This window comes from Niabella digestorum, from assembly GCF_036409055.1.
Taxonomy (GTDB): domain Bacteria; phylum Bacteroidota; class Bacteroidia; order Chitinophagales; family Chitinophagaceae; genus Niabella; species Niabella composti.
This window is the reverse complement of the sequence record NZ_JAZGLY010000002.1, coordinates 476,515-496,206: the sequence shown is the minus strand read 5'-3', so window position 1 is coordinate 496,206 and position 19,692 is coordinate 476,515. Positions and strand designations below refer to the sequence as shown.

The following is a 19,692-nucleotide window of genomic DNA, read 5'->3' as shown; positions in this document are numbered from 1 at the left end:
TGAGAAACTTAGTTCTCAAATACTGAAAAGATGGTAGTTCCGTATTTTTTTTCGAAGCTATACTTTTCGAAATTCTTATAATCGTTGCGCGGAGTATGTTCCAATACAAATATTCCACCGGGAGCTAACAGATCTTGCCCTACAATAATTTTTGGCAATTCGTCTATTTCTACAAGGGCGTAAGGAGGGCCTGCAAAGATAAAATCATATTGCTCGGTATGATTTTGCAAAAATTTAAACACATCCATCTTCACAAAACGGATATTTTGAATTTTCAACTCGCCGGCAGTTTTCTTGATAAAATTGAACATCTGATTATCCTTTTCCACGATGGTGAGATCTCCTGCACCACGACTCGCCAGTTCGTAACTGATACTTCCTGTACCACCAAATAAATCAAGCGTTTTAATACCGTCAAAATCGATACGATGCTGTAAGGTATTAAACAGTCCTTCTTTTGCCACATCAGTAGTAGGACGAGTATAAGGCATTTTTGCCGGCGGATTAATTTTTCTTCCTCCTAGGCTTCCTGCAATGATCCGCATAATATGAGTTCGTTAAGCGATGTAAAATAATGTGCCGGCAGACCAGAGATCACATCATTCCATGTTGCCTGCTTCAGCGAAATGAGAAGAAAATAATCGTAGATGGTCTTATACAAAGCTGAATCCTCATCTATAAGCCCTGATATTTGTAATTCGGCTTTCTCCTGAGAAAGCCCATAAATTTCACATATTTTCAGCAGATAAAAAACAACATCCTCCGGAACTGTGTATGTATATTTTTTTGCCAACAACAATGAGGCTCCTTTAAATACAACCACATCAAAACTCTTCTCCGATATATACAATCTTAACAATCCCTCTTCCGGAGTATTATTCACAGTGCCAATGGCTACTGATAAAGCATGTAGATAATCAGATGATGGAAAGTTATGCACCATCCAAGTAAGAATGGAAGGAGGTGTGGTGTACACATTGGTAATACCCCTACCCTCGATAAGCTCTGTGATGACATGATCTTGCTGGTCGGCATGCTCCAGATACATTAAAAATGTAAGATCCCCCTTACTCATTGCCTCCGGCAATAGCGCATTAAAGCCAAAATCTAAACTGGTAATAATTTTGTGAAAGGGCTTTTCCAGTATGGCATTTTGCGCTAATATAGTATCAAGAGTATCTGTTGTAAGATTATCAAACCGATACCGCTTTAATTGTAACAATCGGTTTTCTTCCGGTTCATAAATACAAAATGAAAAACTCCCGTTGTTGAGTTGAATAGCCAAACAACAAGATTCCGTGTAAATTTCCTCCGTACCTAAAATATTAAACTGTTCCTGCAAAATAATTCAATTTGTATGCGCAAATATATTATATAATCGTATAGGGGAAGGTATAATATTGCTTCAGCGCAAATATGTAGTAAACTGATTATTGAATAATAAGAATTATAAAAAAATATTAATGCATAAATTGAGGAGGAGTATGGAGCTTATCCCCACATCACACAAATAAATCCAATACCAATACGCCTACCAATCCCATCATACCAATCAATGATTCCACTACCGTCCAGGTTTTGAAGGTATCTTTCAAACTGAGCCCTATATACTCTTTAAACATCCAGAATCCGGTATCATTCACATGGGAGCACATCAAACTTCCTGCTCCAATAGCAAGCACCATTAATTCAGGCTTTACATGCATGGAGGCTACCAAAGGCTGCACAATTCCCGAAGCGGTTAACCCTGCCACAGTGGCCGATCCGATAGCAATTCTAAGGGCCGTAGCTACTAGCCATCCCAATACCAACGGTGGCAACGAGCTATTCTTAAAATATTGAGTAATGTATTCAGCAGTACCGGTATCAACAAGGATCTGCTTCAATGCACCGCCTGCAGCAATGATGAGAATAATGGAAGCGATGGCATTAACTGCGCCACCCGCTTTATCCATCAATACCGCAGTACTTTTCCCCTCCTTCACACCTAACAGCAGTATGCCTAATAGCACCGCAATCAGCAATGACATTCCGGGATCTCCAACAAATATCAATGCATCACTTAACAACCCTTGTTCGATTTTTAGAATATGAATACCTACAGTTGAAATGGTCAGTAACAAAACAGGCAACAACGCTATAAACAAGCTAGCGTAGAATGGCGGCAAATCATCTGTCTGCAAAGCCTCCTCGTTAAAGATCCCTTTGGGTGGTTGCGATTTTACCTTTTTTATCCATTCGGGGAAAAAGTGTGCTGCCACCCACAATACAGGGATGGATATCATCAATCCATACAATAAAGTTTTACCCACATCTGCATGAAAAACGCCTGCAATGACTACCGGTCCGGGATGGGGTGGCAAAAAGCCATGGGTTACGGAAAGCGGAACCGCCATGGCAATGGCCAGATATACTAATGGCAATCCGCTCTGGTAGGCCACCGTAAATACCAGCGGTATCAACACTATAAAACCAGCGTTATAAAACAAGGCTAAACCTACACAGAAACTGGTGATTGCCAGAGCTAACTTTGCGTATTTAATACCAAACACACGCAATAACCTATAGCTAATCTGCTTGGTAGCACCTGTTTCTGTCAAAATACTACCCAGTACCACTCCCAATCCCAAGACCATAATTACTGAACCCAGCATATCTCCAGCCCCCTTGCTAATGGTGGATAACAACTGGGCAGCGCTCAATCCATTTGTAATGCCAATGAATAAAGTGGCAATAAGTATGGATATAAAAGCGTTCAGTTTGGCTATACTGATAAGGCATAATAACAATACAATACCACTAAGCAAAATCAATACAGGCGACATGCAAGCTACTTTTTATAAGGATGAAAGCCGATCAAGTACCATCGCAGCATTCTCATCCAGTGTTTTCGTAAGTATAACAGTTTCTATATTCCCCTCGTCCGGTAGCGGTTCTTCTAATGTCTCAAATTGGCTTTTCAGCAAAGCCACGGGCATATAATGCTCCTTTCGTAAAAGCATTTGCCTATACGCTTGCTCATATGTAACCTTAAGATACACAAACGTCAATTGTTTTATTCCGGCTCTTAATGTATCTCTATATTGTTTCTTTAAGGCAGAACAAGCAATCACACATTCTTGATGGCCGTCACTCAATGTATTCGCCTCTTTAATAATCCGGTCGAACCACCCTTCGCGGTCTGCATCCTCGAGCGGGATACCCTGCTGCATCTTAGCTACATTTTCTTTCGGGTGTAAATCATCGCCATCGATAAAGACGGCATGGCGATTAGCAGCAATAATTTTCCCTAATGTAGTTTTACCACAACCGGAAACCCCCATTACGATAATTACCCGTGCGGCCATATTTATTGTTTTAATGAGAGCGTAAGTATTCCTCCTCCACCTCTAGAAATTTCTGGTTTAATAAGATACTTACTGAACCCACTTTTCCAGCTCCCACTGGCTTGCCGTCAATCTCTACAATCGGAAGAATACGTTTGGTAGTACTCGTCATAAACACTTCTGCGGCATCTCTTAATTCATCTATATGAATATCGCGCATAACTGTGGGCACTAATTTATGGCCAAACTCCAAAATTCTTTTTCTTGTAATACCCTCTAATACATTTTGTGCAGGCGTTACCAGCTCTCCCTCCTTGGTAACAATAAATACATTCGCTCGGGGAAACTCCGTAACAATGCCGTTATGATAATAGAGCACATCATCCAACTGCTTTGCACGAAGTTGTTGTTGCAACCAGATACCCATCAGATAATTGATAGATTTCACGCCGGGCAAATCGCGCATATATTCATGCGTCATAATTTTCACCCCCGCAAAAAACTTATCTTCCGATATGAGAGTAATAGGCTCTTGATTGATAATCAAATTTCCTGCTACTGGAGTATAACTATCAGGAGAATAGCCACCCGTTGCTACAAGACGGATGCCGCTTTCAGGCATACCATTCCTTTCTATCAGTTGTAAAATCACTTCCTTTACCGCTTCTTTAGATAACGGGATATTAATGAACATTTCCCTTGCGGAATTAAAGAAGCGTGTCAGGTAATCATCCAGGAACAAAGGTTTATGATCTCTTGTTCTCAAATAATCAAATGCTGCATACCCTCTTTGTATTGCTAAATCATTGGTAAGGATGAAAGCTTTTTCTTTTTCAACAAACTGATTGTTTACAAAAACCCATTTCATGGTTGATACCTGTTATATTTTTTTAAAATAGAGATCACCTCATTTTTAGGAAGCGAAGATACCTTATTCCCCTCACGCCCCGTCATGGAGCTAGCGGTAAATAAAGAATTAATAATAGCTTCTTCAGTTGCCTCAATTGCCGCCAAAAACAAAGCAGACATATCGTCGTTATGAACCGTAGCTGTTTGATAGAGTTCTTGCTCTTTCTTATGAGGCATGCGTACCGACTTATTGGCCGAAAAGGCAATCACATAATCGCCACTACCATTACTGGCAATACCTCCGGTTTTTGCTAACCCCATAAAAGCTCTCTTGGCCAGACGTTCTAAATTACGGGCATCCAGCGGTGCATCTGTTGCTATAACAATCATACAGCTTCCATCAGCCTGCTGATTCAATTGATCACTTAAAAAATATTTGCCCAGTTCTTTTCCCACAGGCACTCCGGCAATTTCCAGTACACCACCAAAGTTGGTTTGCACCAGTACTCCCACCGTATACCCTCCTGAAGCAACCGGCAGCACACGCGATGCCGTACCAATTCCGCCTTTAAATCCAAAACACACCGTTCCCGTTCCGGCGCCTACGTTACCCTGCTCTACATATCTCGACTTAGCATTTTGAATGGCACTTAATACATCCTGCTCCGTTACATGTCTGCCACGTATATCATTCAGATAACCGTCATTCGTCTCACCCACCACTACATTTACACTACGTACCTGCTCATTTCCCGGTTGAGCTAAGGTATATGTAATGCCCGCATTTATGGCGGTAGCTACACTTAATGTATTGGTAAGAATGATAGGGCTTTCCAGATTACCGAGTTCCTTCACCTGTGTAATGCCTGCAAGCTTCCCAAAACCATTCCCTACATAAATGGCCGCCGGCACTTTCTCCTGAAACAAATTGCCTTCGTGCGGAATGATCGTCGTAACACCTGTTCTAATGTCATCACCTTTTATCAATGTGGTGTGCCCTACTTTAACTCCTTTCACATCCGTAATGGCATTATATTTTCCTTTAGGCAACACACCTATTTTTACTGGTGGATGAAAAGCCTGCTGGGCATTTAGGGTTGTTACGGAAAATAAAAGCAGGAGAGCCGAAGAAAATTGTACTAAGATTTCGGATAGTTTCATACTACCCTAAAAATAATGAATCCCTAAGAGTTTTAAGGCTTTTTTTAAACTCCATCAATTTAGAACATCAAACCTCTACGTCTTTCTGCAGTTTGTTATAGAATGAACACAAAGTATACAACACTTCTTAACCCTGATTCATGCTTCTGGGGTAAATACTGTACTTTGCTTTAAGAAGTGTACTCAAAGCCCCTAATTTTAAACCCATAGTGCCCTATCATTGTTACAAGCTTAATTGTTGATCTCTTTATTGAAAGATGAAGAGAGCGTTCTCAATCAAGACAACAATTTAAAATATTATTAAGATGGAACCCAGGGAAACACACTCTTCCTCAATTCAAGCTCCCAGAGAACCACATTTAATGAATGAAATATTTGTGAAAGCATATAACTCTGGAGATGTAAGCAATATTAATCTACTTTTCGAAAAGGATGCTGTTGTTGTTCGTCCTAATGGGTCTGTGATCCAAGGTGTGGATGCTTACACACAGGAACATCAAAACCTAGTCAAAATAGGAGGTGTAATGACCTCCATAAATAAATCGTGCATTATACATAACGATATTGCATTGCTTAATGCCGAATGGGAAATTAAAACTAAGAATGAACAAGGAGAACCCATCACCATAAGCAGTGTTAGCACCGAAATAGTACGAAAGCAAAGCGATGGAAGTTGGCTATACATCGTAGATAACCCGTTTAGTGCGCGGGTAGCTCCGTCTCAAAAATAGATATAACACTATCAGTTGACTCAGGATTCTAATTATAGAAAAGCCACACATCTACAAAAAATCGTTTTTAGAAACTCCTTCCCCTACGCTATTCCGGTGTTTAATAAGCTTTATTTTGTCCCATACACTTCTTCATTTTGGTCTCACAGTATCCTATCTTTACAAAAAAGCTTATTATGACTTCAGAAGTAGTTTATAACGGTGATTTACGCACTACCTGCACCCACTTGAAAAGTAACTCGACATTTGAAACCGATGCCCCTACCGATAATAACGGAAAAGGCGAACGATTCTCTCCTACCGATTTACTGGCTACTAGCCTAGCAGCCTGCATGGTTACGGTAATGGGTATCAAAGCACGCAGCATGAATTTTGATTTAAACGGAATAAAAGTAGAAGTGCTGAAAAAAATGGCTGCCGATCCACGCAGAGTAAATGGCATTGATCTCAAATTTCATATTCCGGATAATCTTGCCGCATTGGAACCTAAAACCATCACCATTTTAAAAAACACGGGCATCACCTGTCCTGTAGCGAAAAGTATTCACCCGGATATTGAAGTAAATATCGACTGGGGAGCTTGGTCATAATGTAAATGACTTCTCAAAGGGCTTTATGCCCTTTGATTTTTACTATCTATCTACTATGATACCAACACAGCTGTATTATGAATTATACTGCCGCGCACCAAACAATAAACTACCAATCCGAACCATAGTGCTTCCCTCCTCTACTGCGATTTTATAATCGCCACTCATACCCATTGATAAAATTGAAAACTGAATATTGGGAGCTTGCTGTTGTGTATGCAAATCAAACAGGCGTTTCAATACAGCAAATTCGTTACGCACTTTATTGACGTCCTCTGTAAAGCTGGCCATGCCCATTAGCCCTTTGATGCAGATATTCTGAAAATCTCCCACATTATTCAAAATAGCCTCCAGTTCATCTGAATCTAAACCAAACTTAGTTTCTTCCTGTGCAATGTGCACCTGTAGAAGACAATTGATAATGCGATTATGTTTTGCTGCTTGCTTATTGATTTCCTTCAATAGATTTAGACTATCCACACCGTGTATCAGATGTACAAACGGCGCTATATATTTCACCTTATTACTTTGCAAATGACCTATGAAATGCCAACGAATATCAGTGGGCAACTGAGGCTGTTTAGACAACAGCTCCTGCACGTAATTCTCACCAAAATCCCTATGTCCCAAATCATACAATTTCTGAATATCCGACACGGGCTTGGTTTTAGATACCGCCACCAGAACTACCTGTTTTGTGCTTAACTCCTGAATCAGCTCCTTGTATACCTGCTCATTAACTGCCATGAAACAAAAATAACAATGTTCTTGAACTCAAGCTAAGTACACGGAGGATTTCTGAGCAAAATGCCTTACATCCAACTGATTAAAAATTCACGAAGTTTTCTTGGCGGATTTATCCGATGGCTGTTGCTCCTTTTTCTTTTTAGGATAAGTACCATTGAAGGTACAGTCCAGCGCCCCCATACGCGACCCACATCCCCTTACTTCATTTAGTGTAACACTGTTTTTCTGAAATTTCAGCTCCAGTACGCAGGGATCGCCCGCCTGTCGGTATTCAACCGTGTTATCCGAAGTAATAATTCCTTCTCCCATCAGCTCTCCTTTACAATCAGAATTTTTCTCTTCCAAGTGAATAAACAACTGCACGCGGCCGGGGCGGATATCATCCCTTACCGAAATAATATTCCTAGCACCTACGCCATAATCCCCTGCATATTTAAAGGTGGTACCTAGGGTATCGATAGGATTAATGAGCTCTGCCTCATCCCCTAGCAAATCAGTCATCACCAGTATAAACTTTCGAGCAGCACCACTAAGCACATATACATCGTCACCTGTAATTTCTATACCGTTAGGCAAAACCTTTTTACTCTTTTTGTAAATATTAAATAGCTTATTGATGGTAACAGTTACCGCAACTTCCTTATTAGCCTTGCTTTTCATTACCGGCAATGCCGCCACAAATGCATTTTTATTATCATAAGCTGTGATATACATTACCTTAAGCTTTTCGGTAGCAGCCTTTGACATCAAATAAGCATACCCATCTTTATCCTTGAATTTACCAATAGCATACAGTTTAGGTTGATCGGCACCGTAATTTTCAGCTAGTACAAAATCGGGCGTAAACTCGTTGAAAATTTCAGGACTGATGAGCAGGCTGTCATGTGTAGGAGCATATAACGCACTATCGGAATAAGAGAAAGGTAGGGTGACCTCTGGGAAAAATTCGATATACTCCTGTATGTTTACGTCATCCTCCCCGGCCATAGTTTTCTTTTTCTTTCCGCATGACGTCAATAAAACGATCACAAGAGCCAAAGTACAGAATCTGTATAACATACTTATTGAATTATTATTCAATATACAAATAAACAATAGTTGTTCAATAATTTGATATCGTCTTTTTTAAAGAGACAAATACGAGAGATGATTTCCGAAAGATATTTTGAAAAAATAAATAAATAATTTAGGTTTGTCTAAGTTTTTTATTAGGCAAATATAGATTTCATATAACAAATTATCATTGATACATAACTAAGCTGCTAAATGGGCTATTTAGAATAGGATGAAAAGGCATCATTCGGAAATATCGCTAAGCGAAGTTCATCAGTCTGTTGACACTACCCGGATACAGAAATCAAGGTGGAGGAGGATTCTAGCATTTTTTGGACCTGCCTATCTGGTAAGTGTAGGGTATATGGATCCGGGAAACTGGGCTACCGATCTGGCAGGGGGTAGTCAGTTTGGATACTCCCTACTCTGGGTCCTACTCATGAGCAATATTATGGCCCTATTACTACAAAGCCTTTCGGCACGATTGGGCATCGTACGCAATCGCGACCTAGCTCAGGCCAATCGAGAAACTTATCCTAAATACATCAACTTTGCGCTATACATTCTTGCCGAAATAGCCATAGCGGCTACCGACCTAGCCGAAATACTAGGAATGGCAATAGGCTTACAGCTGCTTACAGGTATGCCACTGATTTACGGAGTACTCATTACTGCCTTGGATACTTTTCTGTTAATGGCCTTACAGCGTTTGGGCATTAGAAAACTGGAAGCCTTCATCATCGGGCTTATCTTCATCATCGCCATGTCGTTCCTCATTCAGATCATTGTGGCAAAGCCCGATGCTGGGGAAATAGTTTCTGGTTTTGTTCCGCATATCGAGAACGACACTGCTCTATACATCGCTATTGGTATTATAGGCGCTACTGTAATGCCTCACAACCTGTATCTACACTCGGCGCTCGTACAAACCCGCAAATTCAAGACTGATGCGGCAGGTATCAAAAAGGCCTTAAAACTCAATTTTATTGATAGTGCCGTAGCACTAAACATGGCTTTCCTGGTGAATGCAGCCATACTCATACTGGCAGCTACGGTATTTTTCAAAACCGGACGTTCCGATGTAGGAGAAATCAAGCAGGCTTATGAACTGCTTCCACAGCATCTGGGCAGTGGTATTGCTGCTAAACTTTTTGCCGTAGCGCTTATTGCAGCCGGACAAAGCAGTACAGTAACCGGAACGCTTGCCGGACAAATTGTTATGGAAGGGTATTTACGACTGCGTATTAACCCTATCGTAAGAAGATTAATCACCCGACTTATTGCTATTGTACCTGCAGCACTGGTAATCCTTATCAACGGCGAAGAAGATGTAGACCGCCTATTAATATTTAGCCAGGTAGTATTGAGTATGCAATTGGGCTTTGCCATCATTCCGCTCATTCATTTTGTGAGCGATAAAAAAACAATGGGGCAGTTTGCTATCAAACCGTGGTTAAAAGTTGCCTCTTGGTTGATTACCGTGGTATTGGTATATCTGAATGCATGGATGGTAGCAGAAGAAATCTCCGGTTACTTCCAATCTCCAGGAAATATATTCTGGAAAATCCTCATCGTAATTGGATTACTATTGATTATAGTACTATTGTATTACACCATCGTCTTGCCTTTTAAAAAGACAACCCCACCCAAAAATATCACCATACACGACGAACCCCAAACCTTGCAGATTGCTCCTATAAGTCGATATCGTAAAATTGCCATTACGCTAGACTTTGGCGATCAGGATGAGAAGGTCATCAATCACGCTTTAGCACAAGGTAGTCCCGACTGCACCTATCTACTCATTCACATTACCGAAAGTGTAGCCGGAACTGCCAACTATACAGAGAGTGTCGATAACGAAACACTTACCGACAGTAAATATTTAAACCAATACGTACAACAACTTACCGCTGCCGGATATAAAGCCGAGGCAAGACTGGGCTTTGGTAAAACTGCACAGAGTATTGCCAATATTGTTCAAAGCTCAGGCTGCGACTTATTGGTTATAGGAGCGCATGGCCATAAAGGGATCAAAGATTTCATTTATGGCGAAACCATTAACAACCTCCGACACCTTGTAAATATTCCGGTACTTGTAGTACAGGGATAATGAATTATACAATAGGCGTAACGGATGTAGATCTCCTATTTTTAATAAGATGCTTGAAGCGACTAAACGTTTCGGGTTTAATATTTAGATAAGAAGCTAGATATTTCTGGGGTACCCGTTGTATGATTTCGGGATGATTCTCTACAAAGTTGAGAAAACGCTCCCTAGGTGACTGCATAATAAGGCTTGTCTGCCATTTATCTTTCAGTACCATGGTGTGTACGGTTACCAGACGACCCAGTCGTTCCAGATTATGACTCTGCTGAAACATATTTTCCATGTCGTCATAAGATATGGACAACAATACGCTGGGCTCGATGGACTCCACATAATATTCCGAAGGTGTACGGGTATAGAATGATTCTTGGCTGGATATCAGATGCCCTTCTCTAGATATCTGTACAATATGCTCCTCTTCATCGCTCTTAAAATACTTTCTAAGAAGCCCCTTATTGATAAAATTAATGTAATCCTCTACCTCTCCTGCTCTTGTAATAATTTCTTTTTTATTGAATTCTCTAAGGGTGATGATCGGAAGTAATTGTTTTCTGACTTCGGTGTCTGTAAGGGGCACGAATTGTTTCAGGAATCGGATAAATTCCGCGGCGGTTTTTTCGTTTACAGTCATACAATGCAAAGGTAGTACATATTATACTATTGTTACATCGCATTTTTAAACAAAATTATATACCCCGTCAAGGCCTACCGCCAACAGGAAGCAATAAGTTATTGTCGTATTGATGTTTTATCTGTAAGTTTGCCACATTACACAAATTAAATAAAATAATATACGTATGGCTGAAAAAATTAAAGTAGCTAACCCGGTTGTAGAACTGGACGGCGATGAAATGACCCGCATTATCTGGAAATTTATTAAAGATAAGTTGATATTGCCCTATGTGGATGTAGACATCAAATACTTTGATTTAGGTATAGAAAATCGCGATGCTACCAATGACCAGGTTACTATTGATGCAGCCAATGCTATCAAAGAGTATGGTGTAGGTATCAAATGCGCAACAATTACTCCAGACGAGGCCCGTGTAAAGGAATTCAATCTGAAACAAATGTGGAAAAGCCCGAACGGCACTATCAGAAATATATTGGATGGTACCGTATTCCGTGAGCCGATTGTAATTAAAAACATTCCGCGCCTAGTGCCTAACTGGACCGCTCCTATTATCATTGGTCGTCACGCATTCGGAGATCAATACCGTGCTACCGATACCGTAATCAAAGGAAAAGGTAAGCTGACAATGACCTTCACTCCCGAAGATGGTGGCGAACCTCAAACCTTCGAAGTATACAACTTCAAAGGCGATGGTGTAGCATTGACCATGTATAATACCGATGAGAGCATCAGAGGATTTGCACGTAGCTGTTTCAACATGGCCTTAAACAAAAAATGGCCTTTATACCTTTCTACTAAAAACACCATCCTTAAAAAATACGATGGTCGCTTTAAAGACATTTTCGAAGAAGTTTACCAAAATGAATTTAAAGCCCAGTTCGATGAAGCAGGTATCACTTACGAACACCGCCTTATCGACGACATGGTTGCAAGTGCACTGAAATGGAACGGCAATTTTGTTTGGGCTTGTAAAAACTACGATGGCGACGTACAAAGCGATACCATTGCTCAGGGATTCGGTTCGCTGGGGTTGATGACCTCTGTACTGATTACTCCCGACGGAAAAACTATGGAGGCCGAAGCTGCACATGGTACCGTTACTCGTCACTACCGCGAGCATCAGAAAGGCAACCCTACCAGCACCAACCCTATCGCAAGTATTTTTGCATGGACTCGTGGTTTAGCCTTCCGCGGAAAACTGGACGGTAACCAGCAACTTATCGACTTTGCTAATGCATTGGAACAGGTATGTATCGAAACCGTAGAATCCGGTAAAATGACCAAAGACCTGGCCGTATGTATCCATGGCAATAAAGTAGAGCATGGCACCCATTATCTGTACACCGAAGAGTTCCTGGAAGAACTTGATCAAAACCTGAAAAAGAAATTAGCTTAATACTTTTTCTACAATCCAAAAAAATGCATCAATTTTTCATTGGTGCATTTTTTTTGCACATAATTTTTCAACTTAGTGTTAATGAATATTCAGATAAGAGAAGCATCCGAAGCAGACCTTAAAGTCATACAACAATTAGCATACGATATCTGGCCCGAGACCTACTCGCCTATTCTGTCGCAGGAACAAATACGGTATATGCTAGAGTTGTTTTATAGCCTAAAGGCATTACACACCGAATACCATAAAGAGGGCTACCATTTCTTTATTATGCGTATCGGCTCAATAGATGCCGGTTATGCGTGTGTGGAACGAAAAGATGCCGCGTATTGGCATTTACACAAAATTTACCTTCACCAGCGGTATCAGGGGCAGGGCATTGGCAAAAAACTGATTCAACATGTAGAGCACGTGGCTTCCCAAAACGGCGCCCGGTATATGACCCTTAACGTGAACCGATACAATATAGCACGTTACTTTTACGAAGCCTGCGGATACAGCATCATTAAGGAAGACGACATACCCATTGGCAACGACTTTTGGATGAACGACTATATAATGCGTAAGGATTTCACGCCCGAATAAATTGCATCCCTAATTACAGTATCCAAAACAGATATTGCATTTTATAAATCTCAAAAATACAATTTTCAGAAAGAGAACAGATAGAAATGAAACGAAAGTAAACATTTGACTATCAATATATTAAAACACATCTCTCTGTACCCCTTCAGACACATAATACCATAAGGATGGGCATTTTTTAATGCAATTTTTTACAGTTTCCAATAGTGCAATCCTCATGCCACGTCGGGGCAAAAAGGGCTTGTGAGCCACCATTTTACCTCAAATAATTGTTACCTTTACATCCTTTCGAAAACTTCGATTGCATAGAATATTATCACTATAAATTGATCAAGAAAAATGAGTACAACTCCAACCACTTTGTTTGATAAAGTTTGGGATGCCCATGTGGTAAGAAAAATTGAGGATGGACCCGATGTGTTGTTCATCGATCGTCATTTTATTCACGAAGTAACCAGCCCGGTAGCCTTTTTAGGCCTGGAAAACAGAGGTATTGGCGTGCTATATCCAGAGCGTACTTTTGCTACTGCCGACCACAATACGCCTACCATCAACCAGCACTTGCCTGTAAAGGATCCACTATCGGCCAAACAGCTGGAAGCCCTTTCAAGAAATGCAGCTAAATACGGCATTTCTATTTGGGCACTGGGAAGTCCTAAAAACGGTATTGTACACGTGGTAGGTCCGGAAAACGGTATTACCCAACCCGGAATGACCATTGTGTGTGGAGACTCTCATACTTCTACTCACGGAGCATTTGGTTGTATCGCATTTGGTATCGGTACCTCAGAAGTAGAAATGGTACTTTCCTCTCAATGTATCATGCAGCCGAAGCCTAAAAAAATGCGTATCACCATCAACGGCAAGCTGGCTAAAGGCGTATTACCTAAAGATGTGGCACTGTACATGATTTCACAAATCACTGCCAGCGGTGCTACCGGTTATTTTGTGGAGTATGCCGGTGAGGTATTTGAAAACATGAGCATGGAAGGCCGTATGACCGTGTGCAACATGTCTATTGAAATGGGTGCCCGCGGTGGTATGATTGCTCCCGATGAAACTACTTTCAACTACATCAAAGGAAGAGATAAAGCCCCTAAAGGAGAAGATTGGGATAAAGCTGTAGCGTATTGGAAAACATTGAAAACAGATGAGGGTGCTGTATTTGATAAAGAGCTGATATTTGATGCTGCCGATATTGAGCCTCAAATTACTTACGGAACCAATCCCGGCTTGGGAACTGGCATCACCAGAACGATCCCCAAAGCCTCTGAAGTAAAAGACGGTGCTATCACCTTCAAAAAGGCTTTGGACTACATGGATTTTAAAGAAGGCGAACCTTTACTGGGTAAAAAAATCGACTACGTATTCCTAGGAAGCTGCACCAACGGCCGTATTGAAGACTTCCGCGCTTTTGCTTCTATAGTAAAAGGCAGAAAGAAAGCCGACCATGTAACTGCATGGCTCGTACCGGGCTCACATCTAGTAGCGCAACAAATCAAAGAAGAAGGAATTTTAGATATACTTACCGAAGCTGGATTTGAATTAAGACAACCGGGATGCTCCGCTTGCCTGGCTATGAACGATGATAAAATTCCGGCAGGTAAATATGCCGTAAGTACCAGCAACCGTAACTTCGAGGGTCGTCAGGGACCGGGGGCCCGCACCTTACTGGCTAGCCCTTATGTAGCGGCAGCCGCAGCCGTAACCGGTGTGGTTACCGATCCAAGAGAGCTTCTGCAGGAAGAAGCCGCGGTAAGTGCTTAATGCAGCTTCGATGAGAACACATTTCCTGAATAGTGATATTGTCAGGAATGGATTATTAAACCCAATTCAAATCAGCAATTAAACAATGGCATACGATAAATTCACAGTATTAACCTCCACTGCAGTTCCGCTGCCAATTGAAAATGTGGATACCGATCAGATTATTCCAGCACGTTTTTTAAAAGCTACAGAGCGCAAGGGTTTTGGTGATAATCTTTTTCGCGATTGGCGTTTTAACAGCGACAATACGCCTAAAAAAGATTTCGTACTAAACAATCCTATCTATTCAGGTAAAATACTCGTAGCTGGTAAAAACTTTGGTAGCGGTAGTAGCCGGGAGCACGCTGCGTGGGCGATTTATGACTATGGCTTCAGATGTGTGATTTCAAGCTTCTTCGCAGATATCTTCAAAGGCAATGCTTTAAACATCGGCATACTACCCGTAACTGTAAGCGAAGCATTTCTGGATAAAATCTTCAAAGCCATTGAAGCCGATCCTAAAGCTACATTCGAGGTGGACCTGCCTAACCAGAAAGTAACTATACTTTCTACCGGTGAAAGCGAATCCTTTGATATAAACGGATACAAGAAGCATAATCTGATGAACGGCTTTGACGACATCGATTATTTGCAATCCATGAAGAGCGAAATCATGGCTTTTGCCGAGAAAAGCATGTACTAAGACAAATGGATTACACGGCCACATTATTCTAAAATCCGTTTAAACCAAAAATGACCTCACAACATACCAATAGTGTAAATACATCTACAGTGCAGGAAGGAAATAAAAGTGGCGTACGACATATCGAAATCATGGATACCACACTCCGCGATGGGGAACAAACCAGCGGAGTGTCTTTCTCTGCACAGGAGAAACTAACAATTGCTCAGCTATTACTAACCGAAGTAAAAGTAGACCGCATTGAAATTGCATCGGCCCGAGTTTCGGAAGGCGAATTCAAAGCTGTAAAAAAAATTACAGACTGGGCTGCCGATAATGGATTTATCGACAGAGTTGAGGTATTAACATTTGTAGACGGAGACGTCTCCATCAAATGGATGCAGAAAGCGGGGGCTAAAGTAATGAACTTGCTCACCAAAGGTTCTTTGAATCACCTCACCCATCAGCTGAAAAAAACGCCCGAGCAGCATTTCAGCGAAATTGCTTCCGTTCTTAAATTGGCCACTAAAAAGGGTATTCAGTGCAATGTGTATCTGGAAGACTGGAGTAACGGTATGCGCCATTCGAGAGATTACGTGTACCGCTTTATCGACTTCCTGTCTACTCAGCCTGTAAAGAGAGTACTGCTCCCCGATACATTGGGTATATTAATCCCATCCGAGGCTTACGCATATCTGTCTGAAATCGTAAATCGCTATCCTCATATCCATTTCGATTTTCACGGCCATAACGATTACGACCTTAGTGTAGCCAATGCACTCGAAGCCGTGAAAGCAGGGGTGCGTGGCTTGCATCTTACCATTAACGGTATGGGTGAACGTGCCGGCAACACACCTTTGGAAAGTACCGTAGCGGTATTGAACGATTTTCAGAAGGATGTAAAAACCTCAGTGAACGAAAAAGCACTATACAAAGTAAGCAAGCTGGTAGAAGCCTTTTCCGGCTTCAGAATTTCGGCGAACAAGCCTATTGTGGGAGAAAACGTATTTACACAAACAGCCGGCATCCATGCCGATGGTGATAAAAAGAAAAATCTTTACCACAACGATTTGATGCCGGAGCGATTTGGTCGTAAACGTAAATATGCGCTAGGCAAGACTTCCGGAAAGGCCAATATCGAAAATAACTTGGCACAACTGGGCATTCAGCTTTCAGAAGAAGACCTAAAAACCGTTACACAGCGCATAATTGAATTAGGCGATAAGAAAGAAACCGTTACACAAGACGATTTACCTTTTATCATATCGGATGTACTAGACAGCCATTCCTTTGCAGAAAAAGTGGTGGTGGAAGATTATGTACTTACACATTCAAAAAATATGCGTCCCTCCACTACCGTGCGCTTAAAATTTGAAGACGAGGTGGTAGAAGAGCATGCTTCAGGAGATGGTCAGTACGATGCTTTCATGAATGCGCTGAAGAAAATCTACAATAAAAAGAAATTACCTCTTGCGAAACTGCGTGATTATGTAGTACGCATCCCACCGGGAGGTAAAACCGATGCGCTTTGCGAAACCCATATTACCTGGGAGCTTAACGGAAGAGAATTTACTACTACAGGACTGGATAGTGACCAAACCGTAGCAGCTATCAAAGCCACACAAAAAATGCTTAATCTTATTTAAGACAGAAGGCACTCCGCTTCCAAAGCAAAGGTTTCAGCAATATTAGTGAGGATAAAATATTTTCTGGATTGGACATACTAAGGAACCGCACATATCTTATTTCGATTCTTTTATTACTCAGTATAGATATAGTACTGATAGTGCTGAATGTGCGTCATCCTCACGAAACACATTCAGAAAACACTCCTTATGATATCACTAAAGAATATAGCTATGGTGGATACTTTCAGTATTGTAAACAGTTGATCACCGTTGCAGCTATACTAACCCTGTCCTGGAGTAGAAAGGAGAAAAAATACCTCACATGGTTACTGATACCTGCATTCTTGCTACTGGAAGATATATTTCATATACATCATTATCTCGGTCATTTTTTTTACAATGTTTTTGGCATGACGAGTGGGCAACAGGGACTCACACTAATGAAAGCTTTTGCGGCAGTATTTTTGAGTTTTATCGTCTTTGTTCCTTGCCATGAAGCCTATAAACGCGGTGATATCGTATTCAAAAACCATTGCTTAAAAGCGCTGGTTCTATTACTATTATTTTTATTTTGCGATATTGTACTAAATCAGGCATATCAGTGGGCAGCAGTCAATAATAAACTCAACTATGATAATGTAGTAGATATATTAATACATGGCGGATCGATGATTACAGCAAGCCTGCTTGCCGGTTATATGATATCCATAGCATTAAAGAAAATAGTATAACACTCAATAAAATACCTGAAATGAAAAAAAACATTCTTATAGTTCCCGGTGATGGCATCGGGCAAGAAGTAACAGCGGTTGGTAAGAAAGTGCTGGATAAAATCGCCGAAAAATTCGGTCATGAGTTTGTATATGATGAGGCATTAATAGGACATGTAGCTATTGAAGCTACTGGGGAGGCCTTACCAGACGAAAGCCTGCAAAAAATGAAAAATAGTGATGCCGTACTGTTTGGAGCTGTAGGACATCCTAAATACGACAACGATCCTTCGGCCAAAGTACGACCAGAACAAGGTTTGCTGAAAATGCGCAAGGAACTAGGCCTATACGCCAATCTACGCCCCATTAAATTGTTCGACGAATTATTGGGTGCTTCCAGCATTAAACCTGAAATTCTGAAAGGTGCCGACATTTTATTCTTCCGCGAACTAACCGGGGATATTTATTTCGGGGAAAAAGGTAGAAAAGATAATGGAGACAGCGCTTACGATATAGCTACTTACAGTAAGTTTGAGGTAGAGCGCATCGCCCGCAAAGCATTTGAAGCAGCACGCACACGCAGAAAAAAACTATGCTCTGTAGATAAAGCCAATGTACTGGAAACAAGCCGTCTTTGGAGAGAAGTAGTACAGCAGGTAGCTAAGGATTATCCAGATGTAGAAGTAGAATATCAGTTTGTAGACGCTACCGCTATGTTGCTGATTAAGGATCCTAAGCGCTTTGACGTAGTGTTAACTGCCAATCTGTTTGGAGATATCCTGACTGACGAAGCTTCTCAGATTGCAGGCTCTATGGGCATGCTAGCATCCGCCTCTATTGGCGACGGCACTGGCGTATACGAGCCCATTCACGGGTCAGCTCACGATATTACCGGTAAAGGTATTGCCAATCCGATGGCTTCCGTACTTTCTGCTGCATTACTGCTAGATATTTCTTTTGGATTGAAAGAAGAAAGCAATGCTATTATTAACGCCGTAGATGCTGTACTGAAAGCCGGTTTCAGAACTGCCGATATTGCCGATGCATCTACTCCTAAAGAAAAAATTCTGGGTACCGATGCTATAGGAGAAGAAATCATTAAACGATTATAAAAACATTATTTTTTATGGGCTGGACTAACTTAGAGAGTGAGGAAATGCTAAATACTATTCATCAAAAATCGTTTGAAAAACCTCAGCTGATTTTTAAACACAGTACGCGTTGTTCTATCAGCACAGTGGTAAAAAACAGGTTGTTTAAAAACGAGACACCGGACACTGTGGATTTTTATTATTTAGACCTCATAGCGTATCGGCATATCTCCAATCAAATAGCAGAGCGCTATCAGGTAACGCACGAATCGCCACAGGTTTTATTGATTAAAGATGGAGTATGCATTTTCCATGAAAGCCATAGTGCTATTTATATGGAAGATATTCTAGAAAAGGCTTCATAAACTTAAAAAATGATTTCTTTTTTCAATTAAATATCTCTATTTTTGCGGCCCGTCGGCGGGGTAGCTCAGGTGGTTAGAGCGCAGGATTCATAACCCTGAGGTCATGGGTTCAACTCCCATCCCCGCTACAAAAATTAAAGGATTTTCATTGTTGAATGAAAATCCTTTTTTTATACACTCACTTATTGAAATCGATCTTTACTCAGGTACTTTATCGGTTTTTACGCCTCCTCCCCCCATTCTTTACTTGACATTTTATGGAAAAGCAATTTTTATTACAATAACCTG

At 41.0% G+C, this 19,692-nt stretch carries 20 protein-coding genes and 1 tRNA gene; 12 read left to right on the top strand and 9 right to left on the bottom strand.

Annotated features, from left to right (window positions below; genetic code table 11):
* Positions 1–8: 8 nt before the first annotated feature.
* From V2H41_RS04870 to V2H41_RS04845, 6 genes are all read right to left on the bottom strand, one after another.
* Positions 9–545: an RsmD family RNA methyltransferase gene (locus tag V2H41_RS04870; protein ID WP_330974007.1), complete on the bottom strand. Its 537-nt coding sequence runs from the start codon at positions 543–545 to the stop codon at positions 9–11.
* On the bottom strand, positions 521–1,342 hold the full coding sequence (locus V2H41_RS04865; RefSeq protein ID WP_330974006.1) for a DUF3822 family protein: 822 nt from the start codon (positions 1,340–1,342) through the stop codon (positions 521–523). Before V2H41_RS04865 ends, V2H41_RS04870 begins: the two co-directional genes overlap by 25 nt.
* 160 nt (positions 1,343–1,502) lie before the next feature.
* Positions 1,503–2,825, bottom strand: coding sequence for a GntT/GntP/DsdX family permease (locus V2H41_RS04860; RefSeq protein ID WP_330974005.1), 1,323 nt, complete (start codon positions 2,823–2,825; stop codon positions 1,503–1,505).
* Between the two features lie 12 nt (positions 2,826–2,837).
* Entirely contained in the window at positions 2,838–3,347 is a 510-nt protein-coding gene (locus V2H41_RS04855) for a gluconokinase (RefSeq protein ID WP_330974004.1), read from the bottom strand.
* Positions 3,348–3,357: 10 nt separating this feature from the next.
* Positions 3,358–4,194 (bottom strand): aminotransferase class IV, encoded by an 837-nt coding sequence (locus tag V2H41_RS04850; protein ID WP_330974003.1) that lies wholly within the window; start codon positions 4,192–4,194, stop codon positions 3,358–3,360.
* Positions 4,191–5,336, bottom strand: a complete 1,146-nt coding sequence (locus V2H41_RS04845) for a DmpA family aminopeptidase (RefSeq protein WP_330974002.1) — start codon at positions 5,334–5,336, stop codon at positions 4,191–4,193. Before V2H41_RS04845 ends, V2H41_RS04850 begins: the two co-directional genes overlap by 4 nt.
* A 305-nt stretch (positions 5,337–5,641) precedes the next feature.
* Here V2H41_RS04845 and V2H41_RS04840 point away from each other — a divergent pair, with 305 nt between their 5' ends.
* Positions 5,642–6,067, top strand: a complete 426-nt coding sequence (locus V2H41_RS04840) for a YybH family protein (protein WP_330974001.1) — start codon at positions 5,642–5,644, stop codon at positions 6,065–6,067.
* Between the two features lie 176 nt (positions 6,068–6,243).
* Positions 6,244–6,657, top strand: coding sequence for an OsmC family protein (locus V2H41_RS04835; RefSeq protein WP_330974000.1), 414 nt, complete (start codon positions 6,244–6,246; stop codon positions 6,655–6,657).
* Positions 6,658–6,732: 75 nt separating this feature from the next.
* On the opposite strand, the gene V2H41_RS04830 is transcribed toward V2H41_RS04835, so the two are convergent.
* Positions 6,733–7,404, bottom strand: a complete 672-nt coding sequence (locus V2H41_RS04830; RefSeq protein ID WP_330973999.1) for a YggS family pyridoxal phosphate-dependent enzyme — start codon at positions 7,402–7,404, stop codon at positions 6,733–6,735.
* 87 nt (positions 7,405–7,491) lie between these two features.
* Positions 7,492–8,463, bottom strand: coding sequence for a hypothetical protein (locus V2H41_RS04825; protein WP_330973998.1), 972 nt, complete (start codon positions 8,461–8,463; stop codon positions 7,492–7,494).
* A gap of 226 nt (positions 8,464–8,689) precedes the next feature.
* On the opposite strand from V2H41_RS04825, the gene V2H41_RS04820 reads away from it, so the two are divergent.
* Positions 8,690–10,570, top strand: a complete 1,881-nt coding sequence (locus tag V2H41_RS04820) for an Nramp family divalent metal transporter (protein ID WP_330973997.1) — start codon at positions 8,690–8,692, stop codon at positions 10,568–10,570.
* A 4-nt stretch (positions 10,571–10,574) separates the two neighbouring features.
* Here the strand turns inward: V2H41_RS04820 and V2H41_RS04815 are convergent, their stop codons facing one another.
* The gene (locus V2H41_RS04815) at positions 10,575–11,198 is read right to left on the bottom strand and encodes a Crp/Fnr family transcriptional regulator (protein ID WP_330973996.1); all 624 of its coding nucleotides are present in this window, start codon (positions 11,196–11,198) and stop codon (positions 10,575–10,577) included.
* A gap of 166 nt (positions 11,199–11,364) precedes the next feature.
* Here V2H41_RS04815 and V2H41_RS04810 point away from each other — a divergent pair, with 166 nt between their 5' ends.
* The 9 genes from V2H41_RS04810 to V2H41_RS04770 all read left to right on the top strand — a co-directional run bounded on the left by V2H41_RS04810 (position 11,365) and on the right by V2H41_RS04770 (position 19,532).
* Positions 11,365–12,597, top strand: a complete 1,233-nt coding sequence (locus V2H41_RS04810) for an isocitrate dehydrogenase (NADP(+)) (protein WP_330973995.1) — start codon at positions 11,365–11,367, stop codon at positions 12,595–12,597.
* A gap of 81 nt (positions 12,598–12,678) precedes the next feature.
* The gene (locus tag V2H41_RS04805) at positions 12,679–13,182 is read left to right on the top strand and encodes a GNAT family N-acetyltransferase (protein ID WP_330973994.1); all 504 of its coding nucleotides are present in this window, start codon (positions 12,679–12,681) and stop codon (positions 13,180–13,182) included.
* Between the two features lie 339 nt (positions 13,183–13,521).
* Positions 13,522–14,949 (top strand): 3-isopropylmalate dehydratase large subunit, encoded by a 1,428-nt coding sequence (gene leuC, locus V2H41_RS04800; RefSeq protein ID WP_330973993.1) that lies wholly within the window; start codon positions 13,522–13,524, stop codon positions 14,947–14,949.
* Between the two features lie 85 nt (positions 14,950–15,034).
* Complete coding sequence (leuD, locus tag V2H41_RS04795; RefSeq protein WP_330973992.1) at positions 15,035–15,631, top strand: 3-isopropylmalate dehydratase small subunit; 597 nt, start codon at positions 15,035–15,037, stop codon at positions 15,629–15,631.
* Positions 15,632–15,681: 50 nt separating this feature from the next.
* Positions 15,682–17,256, top strand: coding sequence for an alpha-isopropylmalate synthase regulatory domain-containing protein (locus tag V2H41_RS04790; protein WP_330973991.1), 1,575 nt, complete (start codon positions 15,682–15,684; stop codon positions 17,254–17,256).
* Between the two features lie 68 nt (positions 17,257–17,324).
* A complete protein-coding gene (locus V2H41_RS04785; protein WP_330973990.1) occupies positions 17,325–17,969 on the top strand; it encodes a hypothetical protein in 645 nt (214 codons plus the stop codon).
* 20 nt (positions 17,970–17,989) lie between these two features.
* Positions 17,990–19,060, top strand: coding sequence for a 3-isopropylmalate dehydrogenase (gene leuB / locus V2H41_RS04780; RefSeq protein ID WP_330973989.1), 1,071 nt, complete (start codon positions 17,990–17,992; stop codon positions 19,058–19,060).
* A gap of 14 nt (positions 19,061–19,074) precedes the next feature.
* Entirely contained in the window at positions 19,075–19,404 is a 330-nt protein-coding gene (gene ytxJ / locus V2H41_RS04775) for a bacillithiol system redox-active protein YtxJ (RefSeq protein ID WP_330973988.1), read from the top strand.
* A gap of 54 nt (positions 19,405–19,458) precedes the next feature.
* Positions 19,459–19,532, top strand: a tRNA-Met gene (locus V2H41_RS04770).
* Positions 19,533–19,692: the final 160 nt, after the last annotated feature.

What these genes read in the sequence shown, in the direction of transcription:
- leuB (WP_330973989.1), top strand. Translation starts at nt 17,990, where the DNA reads ATGAAAAAAAACATTCTTATAGTTCCCGGTGATGGCATCGGGCAAGAA.
- V2H41_RS04820 (WP_330973997.1), top strand. Translation starts at nt 8,690, where the DNA reads ATGAAAAGGCATCATTCGGAAATATCGCTAAGCGAAGTTCATCAGTCT.
- leuC (WP_330973993.1), top strand. Translation starts at nt 13,522, where the DNA reads ATGAGTACAACTCCAACCACTTTGTTTGATAAAGTTTGGGATGCCCAT.
- V2H41_RS04830 (WP_330973999.1), bottom strand. Translation starts at nt 7,404, where the DNA reads ATGGCAGTTAATGAGCAGGTATACAAGGAGCTGATTCAGGAGTTAAGC.
- V2H41_RS04860 (WP_330974005.1), bottom strand. Translation starts at nt 2,825, where the DNA reads ATGTCGCCTGTATTGATTTTGCTTAGTGGTATTGTATTGTTATTATGC.
- ytxJ (WP_330973988.1), top strand. Translation starts at nt 19,075, where the DNA reads ATGGGCTGGACTAACTTAGAGAGTGAGGAAATGCTAAATACTATTCAT.
- V2H41_RS04805 (WP_330973994.1), top strand. Translation starts at nt 12,679, where the DNA reads ATGAATATTCAGATAAGAGAAGCATCCGAAGCAGACCTTAAAGTCATA.
- V2H41_RS04815 (WP_330973996.1), bottom strand. Translation starts at nt 11,198, where the DNA reads ATGACTGTAAACGAAAAAACCGCCGCGGAATTTATCCGATTCCTGAAA.
- V2H41_RS04825 (WP_330973998.1), bottom strand. Translation starts at nt 8,463, where the DNA reads ATGTTATACAGATTCTGTACTTTGGCTCTTGTGATCGTTTTATTGACG.
- leuD (WP_330973992.1), top strand. Translation starts at nt 15,035, where the DNA reads ATGGCATACGATAAATTCACAGTATTAACCTCCACTGCAGTTCCGCTG.
- V2H41_RS04810 (WP_330973995.1), top strand. Translation starts at nt 11,365, where the DNA reads ATGGCTGAAAAAATTAAAGTAGCTAACCCGGTTGTAGAACTGGACGGC.
- V2H41_RS04855 (WP_330974004.1), bottom strand. Translation starts at nt 3,347, where the DNA reads ATGGCCGCACGGGTAATTATCGTAATGGGGGTTTCCGGTTGTGGTAAA.
- V2H41_RS04840 (WP_330974001.1), top strand. Translation starts at nt 5,642, where the DNA reads ATGGAACCCAGGGAAACACACTCTTCCTCAATTCAAGCTCCCAGAGAA.
- V2H41_RS04870 (WP_330974007.1), bottom strand. Translation starts at nt 545, where the DNA reads ATGCGGATCATTGCAGGAAGCCTAGGAGGAAGAAAAATTAATCCGCCG.
- V2H41_RS04850 (WP_330974003.1), bottom strand. Translation starts at nt 4,194, where the DNA reads ATGAAATGGGTTTTTGTAAACAATCAGTTTGTTGAAAAAGAAAAAGCT.
- V2H41_RS04835 (WP_330974000.1), top strand. Translation starts at nt 6,244, where the DNA reads ATGACTTCAGAAGTAGTTTATAACGGTGATTTACGCACTACCTGCACC.
- V2H41_RS04845 (WP_330974002.1), bottom strand. Translation starts at nt 5,336, where the DNA reads ATGAAACTATCCGAAATCTTAGTACAATTTTCTTCGGCTCTCCTGCTT.
- V2H41_RS04790 (WP_330973991.1), top strand. Translation starts at nt 15,682, where the DNA reads ATGACCTCACAACATACCAATAGTGTAAATACATCTACAGTGCAGGAA.